The organism is Aestuariibacter sp. A3R04 (assembly GCF_018860805.1).
GTDB lineage: Bacteria > Pseudomonadota > Gammaproteobacteria > Enterobacterales > Alteromonadaceae > Alteromonas.
Genome location: NZ_JAHKQR010000001.1, coordinates 735,390 through 751,994 on the forward strand (window position 1 = coordinate 735,390; position 16,605 = coordinate 751,994).

General features: G+C 47.7%; 13 protein-coding genes. 2 read left to right on the forward strand and 11 right to left on the reverse strand.

What is annotated here, in order from left to right:
• Nucleotides 1–31: 31 nt before the first annotated feature.
• The 7 genes from aroB to pilM all read right to left on the reverse strand — a co-directional run bounded on the left by aroB (nucleotide 32) and on the right by pilM (nucleotide 6,474).
• Nucleotides 32–1,099, reverse strand: a complete 1,068-nt coding sequence (aroB, locus tag KO518_RS03125; RefSeq protein WP_216024330.1) for a 3-dehydroquinate synthase — start codon at nucleotides 1,097–1,099, stop codon at nucleotides 32–34.
• A gap of 25 nt (nucleotides 1,100–1,124) precedes the next feature.
• Entirely contained in the window at nucleotides 1,125–1,640 is a 516-nt protein-coding gene (gene aroK / locus KO518_RS03130; protein ID WP_216024331.1) for a shikimate kinase AroK, read from the reverse strand.
• Nucleotides 1,641–1,907: 267 nt separating this feature from the next.
• Nucleotides 1,908–3,689: a type IV pilus secretin PilQ gene (locus KO518_RS03135; protein WP_216024332.1), complete on the reverse strand. Its 1,782-nt coding sequence runs from the start codon at nucleotides 3,687–3,689 to the stop codon at nucleotides 1,908–1,910.
• On the reverse strand, nucleotides 3,682–4,233 hold the full coding sequence (locus KO518_RS03140) for a pilus assembly protein PilP (protein ID WP_216024333.1): 552 nt from the start codon (nucleotides 4,231–4,233) through the stop codon (nucleotides 3,682–3,684). Before KO518_RS03140 ends, KO518_RS03135 begins: the two co-directional genes overlap by 8 nt.
• The gene (locus KO518_RS03145; protein WP_216024334.1) at nucleotides 4,230–4,838 is read right to left on the reverse strand and encodes a type 4a pilus biogenesis protein PilO; all 609 of its coding nucleotides are present in this window, start codon (nucleotides 4,836–4,838) and stop codon (nucleotides 4,230–4,232) included. The genes KO518_RS03140 and KO518_RS03145 overlap by 4 nt, the downstream gene beginning before the upstream one ends.
• A complete protein-coding gene (locus tag KO518_RS03150; protein ID WP_216024335.1) occupies nucleotides 4,835–5,419 on the reverse strand; it encodes a PilN domain-containing protein in 585 nt (194 codons plus the stop codon). The genes KO518_RS03145 and KO518_RS03150 overlap by 4 nt, the downstream gene beginning before the upstream one ends.
• Entirely contained in the window at nucleotides 5,407–6,474 is a 1,068-nt protein-coding gene (gene pilM / locus KO518_RS03155) for a type IV pilus assembly protein PilM (RefSeq protein ID WP_216024336.1), read from the reverse strand. The genes KO518_RS03150 and pilM overlap by 13 nt, the downstream gene beginning before the upstream one ends.
• A gap of 141 nt (nucleotides 6,475–6,615) precedes the next feature.
• On the opposite strand from pilM, the gene KO518_RS03160 reads away from it, so the two are divergent.
• Both KO518_RS03160 and KO518_RS03165 read left to right on the forward strand, forming a co-directional pair.
• Nucleotides 6,616–9,258 (forward strand): penicillin-binding protein 1A, encoded by a 2,643-nt coding sequence (locus tag KO518_RS03160; protein ID WP_216024337.1) that lies wholly within the window; start codon nucleotides 6,616–6,618, stop codon nucleotides 9,256–9,258.
• A gap of 54 nt (nucleotides 9,259–9,312) precedes the next feature.
• A complete protein-coding gene (locus KO518_RS03165; protein ID WP_216024338.1) occupies nucleotides 9,313–11,004 on the forward strand; it encodes an NAD-dependent malic enzyme in 1,692 nt (563 codons plus the stop codon).
• A 49-nt stretch (nucleotides 11,005–11,053) separates the two neighbouring features.
• Here KO518_RS03165 and KO518_RS03170 read toward each other — a convergent pair whose 3' ends face one another.
• From KO518_RS03170 to KO518_RS03185, 4 genes are all read right to left on the reverse strand, one after another.
• Nucleotides 11,054–12,067, reverse strand: a complete 1,014-nt coding sequence (locus KO518_RS03170) for an aldo/keto reductase (protein WP_216024339.1) — start codon at nucleotides 12,065–12,067, stop codon at nucleotides 11,054–11,056.
• Between the two features lie 611 nt (nucleotides 12,068–12,678).
• Nucleotides 12,679–13,992, reverse strand: coding sequence for an amino-acid N-acetyltransferase (argA, locus tag KO518_RS03175; protein WP_216024340.1), 1,314 nt, complete (start codon nucleotides 13,990–13,992; stop codon nucleotides 12,679–12,681).
• Between the two features lie 7 nt (nucleotides 13,993–13,999).
• A complete protein-coding gene (argH, locus tag KO518_RS03180; protein WP_216024341.1) occupies nucleotides 14,000–15,382 on the reverse strand; it encodes an argininosuccinate lyase in 1,383 nt (460 codons plus the stop codon).
• Nucleotides 15,383–15,397: 15 nt separating this feature from the next.
• Nucleotides 15,398–16,600 (reverse strand): argininosuccinate synthase, encoded by a 1,203-nt coding sequence (locus tag KO518_RS03185; protein ID WP_216024342.1) that lies wholly within the window; start codon nucleotides 16,598–16,600, stop codon nucleotides 15,398–15,400.
• Nucleotides 16,601–16,605 lie beyond the last annotated feature (5 nt).

Here is a 16,605-nt window from a genome sequence, read left to right on the forward strand (position 1 = left end):
CTGCCTCAGCAACCTACCGTTGGCACTGCCGTTAGTTGAGAATCCGGTTCAGGATGTCGTTGCTCACTTCTTTAGTCACCACAGCGTGGCCAATTCCTTTGGGTATGACAAACCTAATGTTTCCAGCTTCAACTTTCTTGTCGCGACGCATGTGTTTCATGTAAGCTTCTTTCGACATATTGTCGGGGCCTGAAACCGGTAAATCAAATACTTCAAGCAATGCTTTAACTTGTCGGCTTTCTGACGCCGTCATCCAATTAAGTGCTTCTGCTGTCTGACATGCAAGTACTGTTCCTGCAGCAACAGCTTCACCGTGTAACCAGTTGCCGTAGCCTTGCTCTGCTTCTATTGCATGACCAAAGGTATGACCGAGGTTGAGTATGGCGCGCAAGCCCCCCTCTCGCTCATCTTTTGCCACTACATCAGCTTTGATGTCACAACACCGGTAAATGGCCTCTGCAAGAGTCTGTGATTCGAGCTTTTTCAGGTTATCGGCATGTTCTTCCAACCACTTGAAGAAATCTTTGTCATAAATGATACCGTACTTCACCACTTCGGCCATTCCGGCGGCAAACTCCCGGGCTGGCAGGGTAGATAAGGTCTGGGTATCAATGGCAACGAATATTGGTTGATAAAAGGCCCCAATCATGTTTTTTCCAAGGGCGTGATTCACCGCGGTTTTTCCACCCACAGAAGAGTCGACTTGGGAAAGTAGCGTAGTGGGCACTTGTATAAACGGTACGCCGCGTTGATATGAAGCAGCAGCAAAACCGCATAAATCACCGATAACACCTCCGCCCAATGCTATGAGTGTCGTGTCTCTGGCTGCATTCATCTCCAACAAGCGGGTCATGATGACATTGAATTGCTCAAGAGACTTGTGCTGCTCCCCATCGGGAATAATGATGGTTTCCACCCTGACATCACCACAAGCGGCTTTAATTCTATCCAGGTAAAGTGGGGCGACAGTATCATTGGTAACGATGACCGCCAGAGGACCTTTAATGAAAGGTTTAAATAACTGAGGTTGAGAAAGCAGACCCGCTTCAATGAGGATCGGGTAGCTACGATCTCCGAGTTCTACAGTTAACGTCGACATCACGTAGCTCCGTACTAAATGTTACTTATAATCCGATTTTACTGATGATTTGGTTTGCCACTGCTCTTGCAGATTGGTCATCGGTATCAACGATATAGTCCGCGACTTCTTCATACAAGGGGTTGCGTTCATCGGCCAAATCCCGAAGAATTTGCTCGGGTTCACCTTGCTGCAACAACGGCCGGCGCTTGTCGCGCTGAGTACGCGCAACCTGCTTATCGATGGTTGTCTGGAGATAAACCACGATGCCGCGTGCAGACAAACGGTTACGCACGGCCTTATTGGTGACTGAACCTCCACCAGTAGCCAGGACGATGCCTTGCTTGTCCGTCAAATCATTAATGACGTTTTCTTCGCGTTTGCGAAAACCCTCTTCACCTTCTAAATCGAATATCCAAGTGATATCCGCGCCTGTACGGCGTTCGATTTCCTGGTCGGAATCATAAAAATCAAGGTGGAGTTCGTCTGCAAGGTGTCTGCCGATTGTGCTTTTACCGGCACCCATTGGGCCAATCAAAAAGATATTACGTTTTTCAGCCATATTTGCTTATATCACAACTTTTATACTGTTAAGGGTAGTTGTCTTGCTTCTTCGCTACCCGTTCACTTGCGCCTGTTATTTGTACTAACGAGCACAACACTTAAAACCTCGCTTTAATTTCGAGAGCGCGATTATCTCAGTTTCACTGCCGGCGATGCAAGTTTTGTTGTACTTTTAATCTATCAACTTAGAAAACAGTAGGTTATAAAAAACTGAAAAGGGCTTTAAAAAGCCCTTTTCCTTAAGTTTTACTTTTAACGTCCCATTTTACAATGAATCAGTGACGATCTTGGGGGTGACAAAAATCAGTAACTCACGTTTTTGAAAAACCGTCGAGGTATTTTTAAACAGATTTCCCACTACTGGTAAATCGCCAAACAGAGGCACTTTGGTGATGTCATTAGTGTCGGTTTGCTGAAATATGCCTCCCAATACTACCGTTTCACCATTGTCTACTAATACCTGGGTTTTAATTTCTTGTGTATCAATTGCCACCGCAGGACCTGTTGAAGTGGAGACGGTTTCACCACGAGTATCCTGAGTAACAACTAAATCCAGGATAATACGGTTATCCGGTGTAATGTGAGGCGTCACTTTCAGACTCAATACAGCTTTTTTGAATTCGACCGAAGTAGCACCGCTTGAGGTGGCCTGTACATAGGGAATTTCTGTACCCTGCTCAATGTACGCTTCGTGCTGGTTCGCTACCGTAATACGCGGGCTGGCAATGATCTCACCTTTGTTCTCTGATTCCAATGCGGAAAGTTCTAAATCGAGAATCGTACCGTCTACTAATTCTGCAATTTGAAAACCTATTCGCCCGGCTGATGTATTGGAAACAGGGAGGTTCACATTTAATCTGTTATCAATGGAAGGAACAACGCCAGACGACGCAGAATCTGCACCTTCAATCGAGCCAGAAATGGCTCCGTTGCTTTGGGTGTCAGTGAATCCCCAGCGCACACCTAACTCTTCGTCCACATTGTCTCTCACCGTTACCATGCGAGATTCAATCAACACCTGTTTTACCGGAATATCCAGCGCGTTGATCACCGCTCTTGCTTCATCGATGGAGAGTTGCGTATCGCGTATGAGTAATGTGTTTGTTCTTTCGTCCACGGTGACTGAACCGCGTTCGGATAGAATGCCGCCATCCTGGGATTTTAAAATTACCGCGAGGGCTTCAGCTTTCGCATAGTTCACTGTAATGTTGGCGGTTTGTAACGGGGCTAAATCTGATTTTTGCTTAACCGATTGCAGTTGCGCCGTCTCTCTTGCGGTGAGTTCTTCTGCAGGGGCAACAAGCAAAATATTGCCTTCCATTCGTTTATCAAGGCCTTTAATTTTAAGGATCATGGCTAGCGCCTGATCCCAGGGAACGCCTTCCAGACGAATAGTGACATTCCCGGTCACAGTGTCGGTAGTCACAAGGTTAAAGCCGTTGGTTTGTGCAATAATTTGCAAAACCTGGCGTACTGGAACATCCTGGAAATCCAGCGAGATAGGCTTACCGGAATAGGTTGGATCTTTGTCAATTTCCGCCAGTTCTTCTTTGGTCATCGGCTGAATTTCGATGCGCAATGAGTCACCCTGTTTACGGTGTCTCGCCAGGACATTGCCATCGTACTGAATAACCACTCTGGCATGGTCTGCTTCTTGGAAAGTTTCGATGGTTTTAACACTGGTACTGAACTGAGAAACATCCAATTCTACCAACTGGTCTTCTGCCAGAGTGGTTTCCGGAAGCATAATTGTCAGACGTCCCTGTGCTTCAATTAACTGTGCATTGACTTTATCGTTGTCAAAAGCAAGGGTAGTAATGGCAAGTCTGTCGCTTTCCCGGGAAAAATCAATGTTGGTTAGTGTGGATGCAAAAGCTTGCTCTTCTTCTGCATATGGGTCAAGTAGCACCGCTTCGGCTTGTTGTGCCGGAGCTGGCAAAGGCTCTGCAAAAGAGGCGCCGATTACAAAGGGCAGCAGGCTCCCACAAAGCCAGACCCATCTTTTACTCCGTAGCTGTGGGCTATTGAATACGTATCGCTCAGACATTTTTATTATCTCCTGCTGACGTGTTCATCATCAGCGTGGTTTTTTCCCGTTGCCAGCATCCCGCTCCATCGGGCAGCAATTGTTCAATAATAATCGCGTCGTCACCAATATGGGTGATTTCACCATAAAACAAGCCGACGTGATTCCCCTTTCGGGCTTTTAAGAGCGCACCTTCGGTTGTTTTAAACAATACCCAGCGTACACCTTGCGTGCTAAATGTGCCAGATAACGTTAAAGAATCAAGACCATACTTCTCTAATTTTTCTTTTTTTCGGTCGAAATCGGGCTGAATGCAGTTGTTTCTCGTGGCTGCCACTACCGGTGACGTTCGGTCCTGAGGTCTGGCAAAGGGGCTGCGAAACGAACTCGCATCGTACTTAAATGCCGGTTGCGACTTGAACTCAGGGTAGGGATCCACTTGTACCGATGTTGTCGCTTTCACTTGAGCGGTATAGGCGACTAAATCATCGATTTTTGGCGCGCAGCCGCTGCTAAGCAGACCAATAACCAAGATCATAACTATGCGAAGGTTGGCGTGTATCATTGCTGTACCTCCGGTTGGTCGGACATTGAAGTGCGGTATGTTTTGGCCTGCATCTGCAAGTTTAGTCTATTGCCTTCGTGAATAATCTCAAAATCGTGAAGCGTTACAATTCTCGGTAGGTCAGCAACCTCTGAAACGAATGCTCCGAAGTTGTGGTATCCCCCGGATACCTCTATTTCTATGGGCAATTCTGTATAGAATTCTTTGGGTATTTCCTGTTGCCAGTTTAACAGTTTGAAAGTCAGGCCGGATGTTGTACCCACATAGGTAATATCATCGAGTAACCCCGGGGTTTCATTATTGGTTGGCAAAGAACGAAGCATGGTGGAGAAGTCGGCCTCTATTTGCTTGAGTTGTTCTTTATAGGCGTTTAAGTTCACAGCAATGCGATATTTGGCCTGGAACTGTAATTTGAGTTCCTGTTCTTCAATTTCAACCTGATCGAGTATCGGTAGTTTGGGTTTCACAATGAACCAGTATCCCAAAGCGCCAACTACAATCATAACGAATAGGGCCACCACAATTTTCACTTCTTTTGACCAAATTGCCACCTGATCAAAATCGAGTTCGTTGAGTTCTTTTAGCTTGTGTACGTCGAAGCTCATGGGTTGGCTCCTGTGGGTGCCTGTTCAAGTGTCGGAGATACGCTTGGGCTGATAACAAACGTCAGTGTGAAATCGCTCACCGCGTCCCGCGCTGACGTGTCAGCTTTTATAGAAGATAGCTCGCCACCAGTGAAAACCTCTGAATTTTCCAAGCGGCGCATAAAATCGGAAAGGCGGTTATTGGAGTCACTTAATCCTTGAATTTCAATATGGTTGCCTCTGCGTTTCATTGACAGAAAAGACACGCCTGCCGGAACAATTTTGGCCAGCTCATCGAATACCTTTGGCGCAACGTTGCGGCTGATCTGAAGCTGTTCTATTAACGCCATGCGTTGTTCTATAGCTTTTTTACTTTCTTTGATTTTTTGAATTTCTGCAATTTGACTGTCTAACGCGGCTATTTCCTGCTTCAAGTAGTTATTCCGTGAATTCTGATTGCTGATTTGGTTGTCTATCGCTTGACCAATGAGCCAGAAAACAGCACCCACGAGCATGGCTATTCCCAGCAAGCTGGCTAAATAGTTTTGTTTTTGCTGTTGCCGTTGTTTCTCCCGCCAGGGAAGTAAATTTACATGTGCCATTCGCTAAAGCTCCGACTGGCCAAACCGGCAGCAAGTGCCAGTTGGGGTGCTATTTGGTTTAGTCTGTCACGGTTGAGTTTGGGGTTAATCGCCATGCCCTCGAAGGGGTTAAACACACTCACTTCCATGCCGATATCCTGACGAATCGTATCTACTAAGGCGGGTATGGTGGCGCCGCCGCCACATAGCAATATACGTTCGGGACGTTCCGCGTGCAGGGTAGAAACGTACATTTGAATAGCTCGATTAATCTGCTGCTGTAAGTTGGCCGCAAAAATCGGTAGTGTATCCTGTTCCCAGTTGCCAGGTAACGAACCGGCTAATATCTGTTTTTCAACTTCTTCGGCATCCAGCATGTTAATCGCAGCGAGGTCCTGCATCAGCATATTAGTGCCAAAAGCATGCTCTTTTGTATAAATGACTTCTCCGTTTTGCCACACGCACAATTGCAGCAAAGATGCACCAAGATTAATACAACATACTCGCTCGTCTTCGGTTTCGATAGGGTTAAAATAGAACAGCGCGTTGCCCAGAGCATAACCTTCCATGTCGACGATTTTGGGTTCGAACGGGATTTCACGTACCAGGGTAATGCGACTGTCTACCATATCTTTGTGTGCAGCAGTGAGCAGTACGTTGTTTTTTCCCGGGTGGGATTGACTCGGCCCGAGTTCTTCAAAATCCAAGTACACTTCTTCAAGCGGATAGGGAATAAGGCTGTCTGCCTCAATTTCAATCTGGCCTTCGAGCTCATAGTCAGTTTGATCTGGGTCCATGTGGACGATCTTACTTAGGGCAGAGGAACCGGCAACGGCAATAGATACAGTTTTAACCTTGGTTTTCAGGATCTTTTTTATTTTTTTTAAGGTCAGGCTTATCGCGTCGAAATCTTTAATTTCCCGTTCGGCGAATGCGCGTTTCACAATGGGTTCACAAGCGTACGCTTGTAGAACAAATCCTTTCGCCGAGCGCTCAATAAGTACCGCTTTTATTTGACGCGTACCTATGTCGAGGCCCACAATAGGCGCTAACTTTTTCTTAAACAGCGATTTCATCTGCAGACGTCCGAATCTCGAAAATTAATGCTCTAAAGTAGAATGTATCGTAAAACATTTAAACTGTATGGTTCTAATACCGGTACATAGGTATAATTTTTTCGGTCTAACTGACACAACACTCTGGGTAATAGCAACCTCGTGAAGTACATCAAACCCCTATTTTTATTGATAATTATAGGCGGCGTTCTCGGAATTGCCGCGTTAACTGGTATTTATTTTTATATCAAACCAGACCTGCCTAGCGTCACTGTCCTGAAGGACGTTCGTTTGCAGACACCTATGAGAATTTATACCCAAGACGGAAAATTGATTTCTCAATATGGAGTTAAACGGCGGATCCCGGTAAAACTTGAGGATGTTCCGGAAAAATTAATCGAAGCGGTGATCGCAACAGAAGACAGTCGCTTTTACGAGCATCACGGCATCGACCCCATTGGGGTCGCACGGGCTGCAATAAATCTGGTGCTTACCGGAGAGAAGCAGCAAGGGGCCAGCACGCTCACAATGCAGTTGGCCCGGGGCTTTTTTCTGACCCGTGACAAAACTTTTATCCGCAAAATTAAAGAAATATTCATTGCCATTCATATGGAACAGGTATTGACGAAAGAAGAGATTCTGGAGCTGTACCTGAACAAAATAGAACTGGGTCACCGAGCGTTTGGTTTTGGCGCTGCTGCGCAAGTTTACTACGGAAAGAACTTAAAGGATCTTACGCTAGCTCAATTGGCTACCATTGCCGGATTACCTCAGGCACCTTCAGTGCTCAATCCAGTGAGTCGACCAGAGCGTTCCGTTGAACGCAGACGTATTGTTTTACTGCGGATGCTTGATGAAGGTTTTATTACTAAAGCTGAATTTGACGAAGCGGTGGCGGCGCCGGTTACCGCCAGAAAACACGGTGCTGAAATTGACGTAGATGCGCCTTACCTGGCAGATTACATTTATAATGAAATGGTGGAGCTGTACGGTAAAGAAGAGGCGGAAACTGGTGGGTATCAGGTTTACGCTACGGTGCCCTCAGAAACACAACTGGCAGCACAACAAGCCGTAGTGCGCAACCTTCACGATTACGATGAGCGTCATGGTTATCGCGGTCCGGTTACCTGGTTGTGGAATCGTCCTGAAGAGGCAAAAACAGTGGCAGACAGCCCTCAGTTTGAACCTAAAGGGAAAGCGGACTGGACTCTTGAAGAGATAAAAACCGTTCTGGACAGTGTTCCCCATTTCCACCCGCTGGTGCCTGCTGTAGTAACAGAAGTTGCGGAAAACTCGGCAACAGTATTAGATCTCAACGGAGAAACCAGAACGCTAAACTGGGAAGGGCTTGACTGGGCCCGGCCTTATATCACTGATTCGCGGCAGGGCAAAGAACCCGAGGTAGCCGCTGACATATTGTCACCTGGCGCTGTAATTTACATTCGCAAAGAAGACGACCTGTGGAAGCTATCACAAGTGCCGGCCGTTAGTGGTGCGCTCATTGCTCTCAATCCACACAATGGTGCGGTACAGGCAGTTGTGGGGGGCTACAGTTTTTACCAGAGTCAATTTAACCGGGCGACACAGGCAAAGCGCCAAGTTGGCTCGAACATCAAGCCCTTCATTTATTCCGCCGCTTTAGAAAACGGCTACACACTGGCGTCGGTGATTAACGATGCGCCGATTAATCAGTGGGACGCGTCAACTGGTGTGGCATGGCGTCCGCAAAACTCACCACCTGAGTATGATGGTCCCATACGTATGCGAGTGGCTCTGGGTAAATCTAAAAACGTAGTTTCAGTGCGTCTAATGCGTGGTGTAGGCTTGCAAAAGGCCCGGGAACATTTGGCAAAATTTGGTTTTGATCCTGACGAGATCCCCAATGATGAAACAGTATCTTTAGGTTCTGGTTCTCATACCCCTCTTGAGGTCGTAAGAGCGATGTCGGTGATTGCCAACGGCGGCTTTTTAGTTACCCCTTATTTTATTGATCGGGTGGAAAATGAGCTCGGTGAAGTGCTGTGGAAAACGGAACCCACCTGGGCCTGTAATCCCTGTCGTGACGATCAGGGGAATGTCATTGAGCAGGAGGAAAATCTCGAAGCTTTGTTGGAAGCGCAATTGAACAAAGAAGGTGGGTTGGCTGCCACTATTCCGAGCAATCAACCTGATGCGCCTGAAAAGCGCTCTGCTCCACAGGTTATCAGTGCCGAAAATGCTTTTCTCGTGGCTGACATGATGAGAACGGGCGTACGGGCAAACGGTAGCTGGAACAAGAAAACCTATTGGATGGGTACTGGGTGGCGCGCGCGCAATATTCTTCAGCGTGATGATTTGGCCGGCAAAACCGGTACGACGAATGATGCCCGCGACACGTGGTTCAGCGGATTTCATAGGGATATCATCGCAACAGCTTGGGTGGGTTTTGATGATATGAACCGAAATTTAGGGCGTGCAACCCGCAACCAAAACCTTATTAATCGGAATCCTGAAAAATTTAATTGGTTTGGAAATGCTATGATTGGCGGTGAAGATGGTGCGAAAGCAGCAGAGCCTGCTTGGATCAGGTTTATGCAAAAGATGCTTGACGGCGTGCCAGAACAGCCTATGGCGATTCCCGATGGAGTGGTACGAGTTCGCATAGATAGAACCACAGGGAAGTTGACCCGACGCACAGACCATACGACACTGTTCGAATACTTTAAGCAGGGCACTGAACCTAAGGTGTTCGTACTAGATGACGAAGTGGTTGACCCAGCTCAAGGTGACGAAAATTCAGCGCCCGAGCCAGAGGAAATTTTTTAGGCGAGAAGGTTTTTTATGGCCGGGCTAAATTGCCAACAATAAATCGGAAAAACAATGTCAGACGAGTCAAACCGATATCTATATATACCCCACGCTGGCCCTTCACTATTAGAAACGCCCTTGTTAAACAAGGGCAGTGCTTTTACGGCGCGAGAACGTGCGTCATTTAACCTCACTGGTTTATTACCGCCCAGGTATGAATCCATTGAAGAGCAAGTTGAGCGGGCTTTTTTACAATACAGTTCTTTTGATGATGCATTGAATAAGCACATTTATCTGCGAGCTATTCAGGATAACAACGAAACCTTGTTTTATCGCCTTATCCAGTCTCATATCGAAGAAATGATGCCCATCATTTACACTCCTACCGTAGGCGATGCGTGTGAGCAGTTCTCCGATATTTATCGCAGTTCACGGGGCTTGTTTGTGTCCTGGGAAGAGCGTCATCAGTTGGATGACATCGTACGCAATGCCACTAAGCGCAAAGTAAAAGTTATTGTCGTCACCGACGGCGAGAGGATATTGGGTCTTGGCGACCAGGGAATCGGGGGGATGGGGATCCCAATTGGAAAGTTATCCCTGTATACCGCCTGTGGTGGCATCAGCCCTGCATACACACTACCTGTGATGTTGGATGTGGGTACGAACAACGAAAAACTCCTTAACGACCCCATGTACATGGGGGCGAGACATCCCCGTATCGGGCAGGATGAATACGATGAGTTTGTGGACATGTTTATTAAGGCGGTCAAACGCCGTTGGCCCGAGGTGATGATTCAGTTCGAAGATTTTGCTCAGCCTAATGCCATGCCCTTATTGCAGCGATATCGAAACGAAATTTGTTGTTTTAACGATGATATCCAGGGGACTGCTGCTGTAACATTAGGTACCATTTTGGCTGCCTGTAGAACGACACAGCGCAAATTGTCCGAAATGAGAGTCGTGTTTGTGGGCGCCGGTTCTGCCGGTTGTGGTATTGCTGAGATGCTTATACAACAAATGGTCTCTGAGGGGATCACCGACAACCAAGCACGAAAACAAGTGTTTATGATAGATCGCTACGGTCTCCTCACGGAGGGTATGGAAGGTTTGCGGGATTTCCAGCAAAAGTTGCAGCAAGACAGAGCGAGTATTGAAGGGTGGAACTATTCTGGTGAGTACCCATCGTTACTCGATGTTATGCATTGCGCTAAACCCGATGTACTCATTGGTGTTTCTGGGCAACCAGGTTTGTTTACCGAACAAGTTATTCGAGCCATGAAAGCTCATTGCGATTTGCCAATTATATTTCCGCTTAGTAACCCCTCCAGGCAGGTAGAAGCTCGTCCGGAACAGGTCATTGAATGGACAGATGGGGGCGTGATAATTGCTACTGGCAGCCCGTTCAAGCCGGTTGAATACAACGGGAAGAGCATTCCCATTGCTCAGTGTAATAACAGCTATATTTTCCCGGGCATTGGTCTGGGTGTTATTGCCAGTAAAGCCAAACTTATCAGTGATGAAATGCTGATGGCGGCAAGTAATGCGTTAGCAGGGGCCTCTCCTCTTGCAAATACCCGAGACGGAGGCTTGTTACCCCCACTCACTGAAATTGCTTCACTGAGCAGAGACATTGCCTTTGCCGTGGGTAAGATTGCGATGGCACAGGGTCTGGCATTAGAAATGTCAGATGAGGCGTTGAAAAGCAGTATTGATAAGAACTTTTGGCAAGCAGAGTACCGCCCGTACAAACGCGTGAGTATTTAAACCGTACTGACAATTGCGGCATAGCCGTGCAAATGCACGGCTAATTTACTCAAGCAAGTATACGCGCTATGGCGGTCAGTTCGTCTTCACTAAACTGGGTTTTGCCCAGTCCCGCAACATTCTGTCTGAGTTGTTCAGCACTGCTAACTCCAACCAGTACAGAGGATACACGTTGGTCTTTCAGTAACCACGCAATGGCCATGTCACTCAACGATTGCCCTCTTGCCAAGGCTATTTTATTTAGTGCTTTTATTCTGGGGAGCTGTTGCTCTACGGTTTCTCTTTGCAAGTAAGTCATGGGGTTGTCAGCACGGCTCCGTTCAGGGATGCCGTCTACATACTTACTGGTCAGCATCCCCTGAGCAAGTGGACTAAAAGCAATACAGCCAACCCCTTTTTGCGCCAGTGTATCTAGCAAGTCGTCTTCAACCCATCTGTCGAACATAGAGTATCGGGCTTGATGAATTAAACAAGGTGTTCCCAGTGAATCCAGGATGTCTATCGCTTCAGAGGCCATATCGGCAGGATAGTTAGAAATGCCCACGTAAAGGGCTCTGCCGGAACGCACAATGTAATCCAGCGCACACATGGTTTCATACAACGGTGTCTCAGGATCAGGACGGTGGTGATAGAAAAGATCAACGTAATCAAGATTCATGCGTTTGAGGCTTTGATCCAAACTGCTTATCAAGTGTTTTCGGGAGCCAAAGTTACCGTGCGGACCGGGCCACATATCGTAGCCTGCTTTACTCGATATAAATAACTCGTCTCTGTAGGGTGTGAAGTCCGTATTCATCAGCCTGCCAAAATTTGTTTCTGCTGCACCGTAGGGCGGGCCGTAGTTGTTGGCAAGGTCGAAATGTACAACACCTAAATCAAACGCAGTGCGCAGGATATCCTGGCCTTTTAGTAAGTCGTCAGCGTGACCAAAATTATGCCACAGACCAAGGGAAATCAGAGGCAGAGTAATACCACTCTGCCCACAGCGCTTGTAGTTGATGTTGTGATATCGGTTCTCGTTTGGCGTGTAGTGCTGATAACCGGACTTGTCGTTTATATCCATGCTTATACCTGACATTAATAGGGGTAATATGACAAAACATTCAGGACATCACACTATGCACTAAAAGTGCAAGTATCAAACACTAATTGTACGATCCTACACAACCATATAATTATATTCGAAATCGGTTCAGTTGTTACACGCTCTCGAAACCCTCTCCAATACGATGTATGAATATGGGTACACGTCAGTCCAACAGGTGTGAGTGAAAACTATACAGAAAGTGAAAGGATGGTTTTATTTTTCACCTGATGCTTTGAAGATTAACGTTCTTTTAAAATAGTCACCACTGTTTCAGTCTCGAAACACGTGAGAACACATTCCATTACTGTGTTTAAAGGAGGTTGTCTTCATCTTGCAACGCCTGTTGATATCAAATCGACCGCTATTGGGGAGTTTCTATTGTAACTAATTGAAAATTAAAATTAAAAAAATTTGGCATGGGTTTTGATGTAGCTGGAATATCGCCAACTACACGATGGCCTGAAGTTTTACAATTGAGCCTGTTTGCGGGCAAAGGAATGCCCGCCCTTTTGATATTCAGGCAGAGCGAAGCTTGTTGGGCCTGTCGAACAGGCCCGCAAAAGATGGCAATGTTGCCCTGCAAGGGCTTATGCTAAGGCGAGAGTAAATATTTTCGAATTGCGCTGAAAGTTATACAACTCTTTTTTTGCCTGAGGGAGTTCACTGAGATCAGACGGACGGAAACCGTGTTCTAAAAACCAGTGGGCGGTGAGTGTCGTTAAAACGAACAAAGTGTGAATGCCTGCATCCAACGCCCGGCGTTTCACTTCATCTAAAATGCGTTCCGCACGATTCTTTCCGCGATAGTCGGGGTGAGTTACCACACATGCCAACTCTGCTTTTCCTTCTTCCGGATAGAGAAATAGTGCAGCACAGGCGATGATCATGCCATCGCGAACAATGATGATGAACTGGTTGATTTCGTTCTCAAGGCGTTCCCGAGAGCGTTTTACCAATGCGCCGCTTTCTTCCAAGGGCTTGATAAGGTTGATGATACCACCAACATCTTCAATGGTCGCCCCCCGCAATTGTTCGTAGTGATGCTCCAGTACCAGAGAGCCGGCACCATCGCGGGTAAACAATTCCTGCAGTAGCGCGCCATCGGTTTCATAGCTGATACAATGTGCCCGGGGTACACCAGCTGCAACACTGGTTGTCAGGGCACTAAGTACGGTATTTTCCGTCTGTATTTGCTCTTCAAATATCAGCTGTTCTAGCTGCGGGCGTTCGATGGTGCGAAGTAACTTGCCATCGTTGTGGCGGATACCGTCGTCCTTTGAGAAAACAATTATTTTATCCGCTTTCAGTGCGATGGCAGCCTGCGTAGCCACGTCTTCATGGGACAAATTGAACACTTCACCTGTGGTGGAATACCCCATGGGTGAAAGCAGCACAATAGAGCCATCGTTTAAGTGATCGCTTATACCTGTAGTATCTATGCGGCGAACAAGTCCGGTACTTTCAAAGTCGACGCCGCCGCGCACACCCATGGGTTTGGCAACCACAAGGTTTCCGGTGCAAACGCGAATTTGCGCGCCGTGCATAGGTGAATTGGGTAAACCCATGGTGAGCAGGGCTTCAACGTGGCTGCGCACTGAGCCAGCGGCATCTTTTACGCATTCCAGTGTTTGTCTGTCGGTAATGCGGACGCCATCCTGAAAGCGGCTCTCAATGCCTCGCAAGCCAACGCGCTCGTCAATTTGTGGTCTTGCGCCATGCACCAACACTAAACGCACACCTAAGCTGGCTAGCAAAGCAATATCGTGAATAATGTTGGCAAAGTTGTTTTGTTCAATGGCTTCTCCGCCAAACATCAGTACAAAGGTTTTACCCCGGTGTGCATTGATGTACGGCAGAGAGCTCCTGAACAGTTTTATACCTTCATGATGAGCTAACACCATTTACGCGTTACTCCAGCTTATCCAGATTTTCCAGTTCCCGGTATAGTGCTTTTGTCACTGTTTCCTGACTGGTACCGCCTAATATCCTGCGCTGATTGACCCCGTATTCCAGTTGCAATACGGGGTAAACATCGTCGTCGATAACCTCACAGATGGCCTGTAAATCCGACAGCGGTAAGTCCTCAATAGCACACCCTTTGTCGATAGCCGCGAGGACAACTTTTCCTGCAATGTCGTGCCCAGTGCGGAAAGGAATACCTTTTCCAACCAGGTAATCGGCCAGCTCTGTGGCGTTGGCAAAACCTTGTGTTGCTGCTTCGCGGCAACGGTCTTCATTGAGCGAGAGTGAATCGAGCACTTCCACTGCGATACACAAACAAATATGCCATTGATTTACGGTGTCAATGGCCCCCTCTTTGTCTTCCTGCATGTCTTTGTTGTATGCCAGCGGCAGCCCCTTCATGGTAACTAACAGGCCTTGAAGACTGCCAAATACCCGACCGCATTTGCCGCGCATTAGCTCCAGAGCGTCTGGGTTTTTCTTTTGCGGCATGAGGGATGAGCCCGAGGTGACCGCATCGCCCAGTTGTAAAAAACCCGCCTCGCCGGAGTTATAGAAGATCAGGTCTTCGGCCATACGGGAAATGTGCATCATGCTGGTGGAGGCGCAAAACAACAACTCCAGTACGAAGTCGCGATCCGAAACTGCATCTAAGCTGTTCAGACAGGGCGAATCAAAACCCAGTTCTTCAGCCAGAGCTTCACGGTCTACCGGGTAAGTCGTACCGGCAAGGGCTCCAGATCCCAGAGGACACTGGTTCATACGTTTCTTGAGATCCCGCATGCGGTCAAGATCGCGCTTAAACATTTCAACATAGGCCAGACACCAGTGTGCAAAATGGATAGGCTGCGCCCGTTGTAAGTGGGTGTACCCGGGAATAATGGCTTGTTGATGACGGCTGGCAGTGTTGAGCAACGAACGAATTAGCGCTTTCAGATCGGCCTTAAGTGAATCCACGTGCTCGCGCACCCACAAACGAAAATCCGTGGCTACCTGATCGTTGCGGCTGCGACCTGTGTGCAGCTTACGACCAATGTCGCCCAGCTTGTCAATAAGTGCAGCTTCAACAAAGCTGTGAATGTCCTCTTCTTCGCTGGCGTCAAAGTCCAGCTCATCGTTTTCGGCTTGAGTCTTAAGCTCAAGCAGTGCTGCTTCCAGCTTTGCCTGTTCTTCTTCTGTCAGTACACCGGCTTTTTTGAGTCCGCGAGACCAGATAATTGAGCCTTGCAAATCCTGCGTTGCCATTACCCGGTCGAAAGGCAGGGAGTCATTCACCTGCCTGAACATATTACTACTACCTGCCGCAAAACGGCCGCCCCACAATGCCATGATATTCTCCTGTTACTACTGCTTTTTCAGCGCTTCAATGCGACTGGACAAACTGAACAGGCGAATAAAGCCTTCAGCGTGACTTTGATCGTATACATCGTCTGCGCCAAAGGTCGCGAAGTCTTCGGAATACAAGCTGTTAGGTGAACGGCGCTGCGTCACGGTAGCTTGTCCTTTATAAAGCTTCACAACAATGTCGCCGGTTACGCGCTTGGCAAAGGAGGCAGCACCTGCGAGTAGTGCATCATTTAATGGCGTGAACCAACGGCCGTCGTACATGACGTGTGAGTATTCAAGCGCAATTTGCTCACGGTATTTGAAGGAAGCCTTGTCCAATACCATGGTTTCCAATGCTTTATAGGCTTTTAGCAACACTGTGCCGCCCGGGGTTTCATAACAACCGCGTGATTTCATACCTACCAAGCGGTTTTCGACGATGTCGATGCGCCCAACACCATGGGCAGCGGCAATGGTGTTAAGTTTAACCAGCGCCTCATAGGGAGACAGGGCTTCATCGTTGACTTTAGTCAGACGGCCTTTCTCGAAAGACAGCGTTACGCGCTCGGCTTCATCCGGGGCATCTTCCGGATCAACGGTTAATGTCCATACTTGTTTGGTAGGTTCTTGCCACGGATCCTCGAGTTCACCACCCTCATGAGAAATATGCCAAGCGTTTGCGTCACGGCTGTAAATTTTGGTGGCTGACGCTGTAGTTGGGATGTTGCGCTCTGCCAGGTATGCGAGCAAATCTTCACGGGATACCATGTCCCATTCACGCCATGGCGCAATAACCTGAAGTTCTGGCGCAAGGGCGGCAAACGTGCTTTCAAAGCGAACCTGGTCATTCCCTTTGCCGGTACAACCATGGCACAGTGCGTCTGCGCCAACCTTTCGCGCAACGTCCACTTGCGCCTTAGCGATAACCGGGCGGGCCATTGACGTACCCAACAGGTATTCGCCTTCATAAACCGCACCGGTAGTAATTGTAGGGAAGATGTACTCGCTTACAAATTCTTCCTTAAGGTCGACTATGTAGCATTCACTTGCGCCGGAAGCGATGGCCTTTTCGTGCAAGCCTTCAAGCTCTTCGTCGCCCTGACCTACGTCAGCAGCGAAAGCTACTACTTCACAACCATAGTTTTCTTTAAGCCAAGGAATGATGGCCGAGGTATCAAGCCCGCCTGAATACGCGAGCACGACTTTATTGATTTTTTTCATTAAAC

Bases quoted from the DNA above. Each gene is read 5' to 3' on its own strand.
- argA (WP_216024340.1), bottom strand. From the start codon at position 13,992: ATGGTGTTAGCTCATCATGAAGGTATAAAACTGTTCAGGAGCTCTCTG.
- KO518_RS03165 (WP_216024338.1), top strand. From the start codon at position 9,313: ATGTCAGACGAGTCAAACCGATATCTATATATACCCCACGCTGGCCCT.
- KO518_RS03150 (WP_216024335.1), bottom strand. From the start codon at position 5,419: ATGGCACATGTAAATTTACTTCCCTGGCGGGAGAAACAACGGCAACAG.
- argH (WP_216024341.1), bottom strand. From the start codon at position 15,382: ATGGCATTGTGGGGCGGCCGTTTTGCGGCAGGTAGTAGTAATATGTTC.
- KO518_RS03170 (WP_216024339.1), bottom strand. From the start codon at position 12,067: ATGGATATAAACGACAAGTCCGGTTATCAGCACTACACGCCAAACGAG.
- aroK (WP_216024331.1), bottom strand. From the start codon at position 1,640: ATGGCTGAAAAACGTAATATCTTTTTGATTGGCCCAATGGGTGCCGGT.
- KO518_RS03140 (WP_216024333.1), bottom strand. From the start codon at position 4,233: ATGATACACGCCAACCTTCGCATAGTTATGATCTTGGTTATTGGTCTG.
- pilM (WP_216024336.1), bottom strand. From the start codon at position 6,474: ATGAAATCGCTGTTTAAGAAAAAGTTAGCGCCTATTGTGGGCCTCGAC.
- KO518_RS03185 (WP_216024342.1), bottom strand. From the start codon at position 16,600: ATGAAAAAAATCAATAAAGTCGTGCTCGCGTATTCAGGCGGGCTTGAT.
- KO518_RS03135 (WP_216024332.1), bottom strand. From the start codon at position 3,689: ATGTCTGAGCGATACGTATTCAATAGCCCACAGCTACGGAGTAAAAGA.
- aroB (WP_216024330.1), bottom strand. From the start codon at position 1,099: ATGTCGACGTTAACTGTAGAACTCGGAGATCGTAGCTACCCGATCCTC.
- KO518_RS03145 (WP_216024334.1), bottom strand. From the start codon at position 4,838: ATGAGCTTCGACGTACACAAGCTAAAAGAACTCAACGAACTCGATTTT.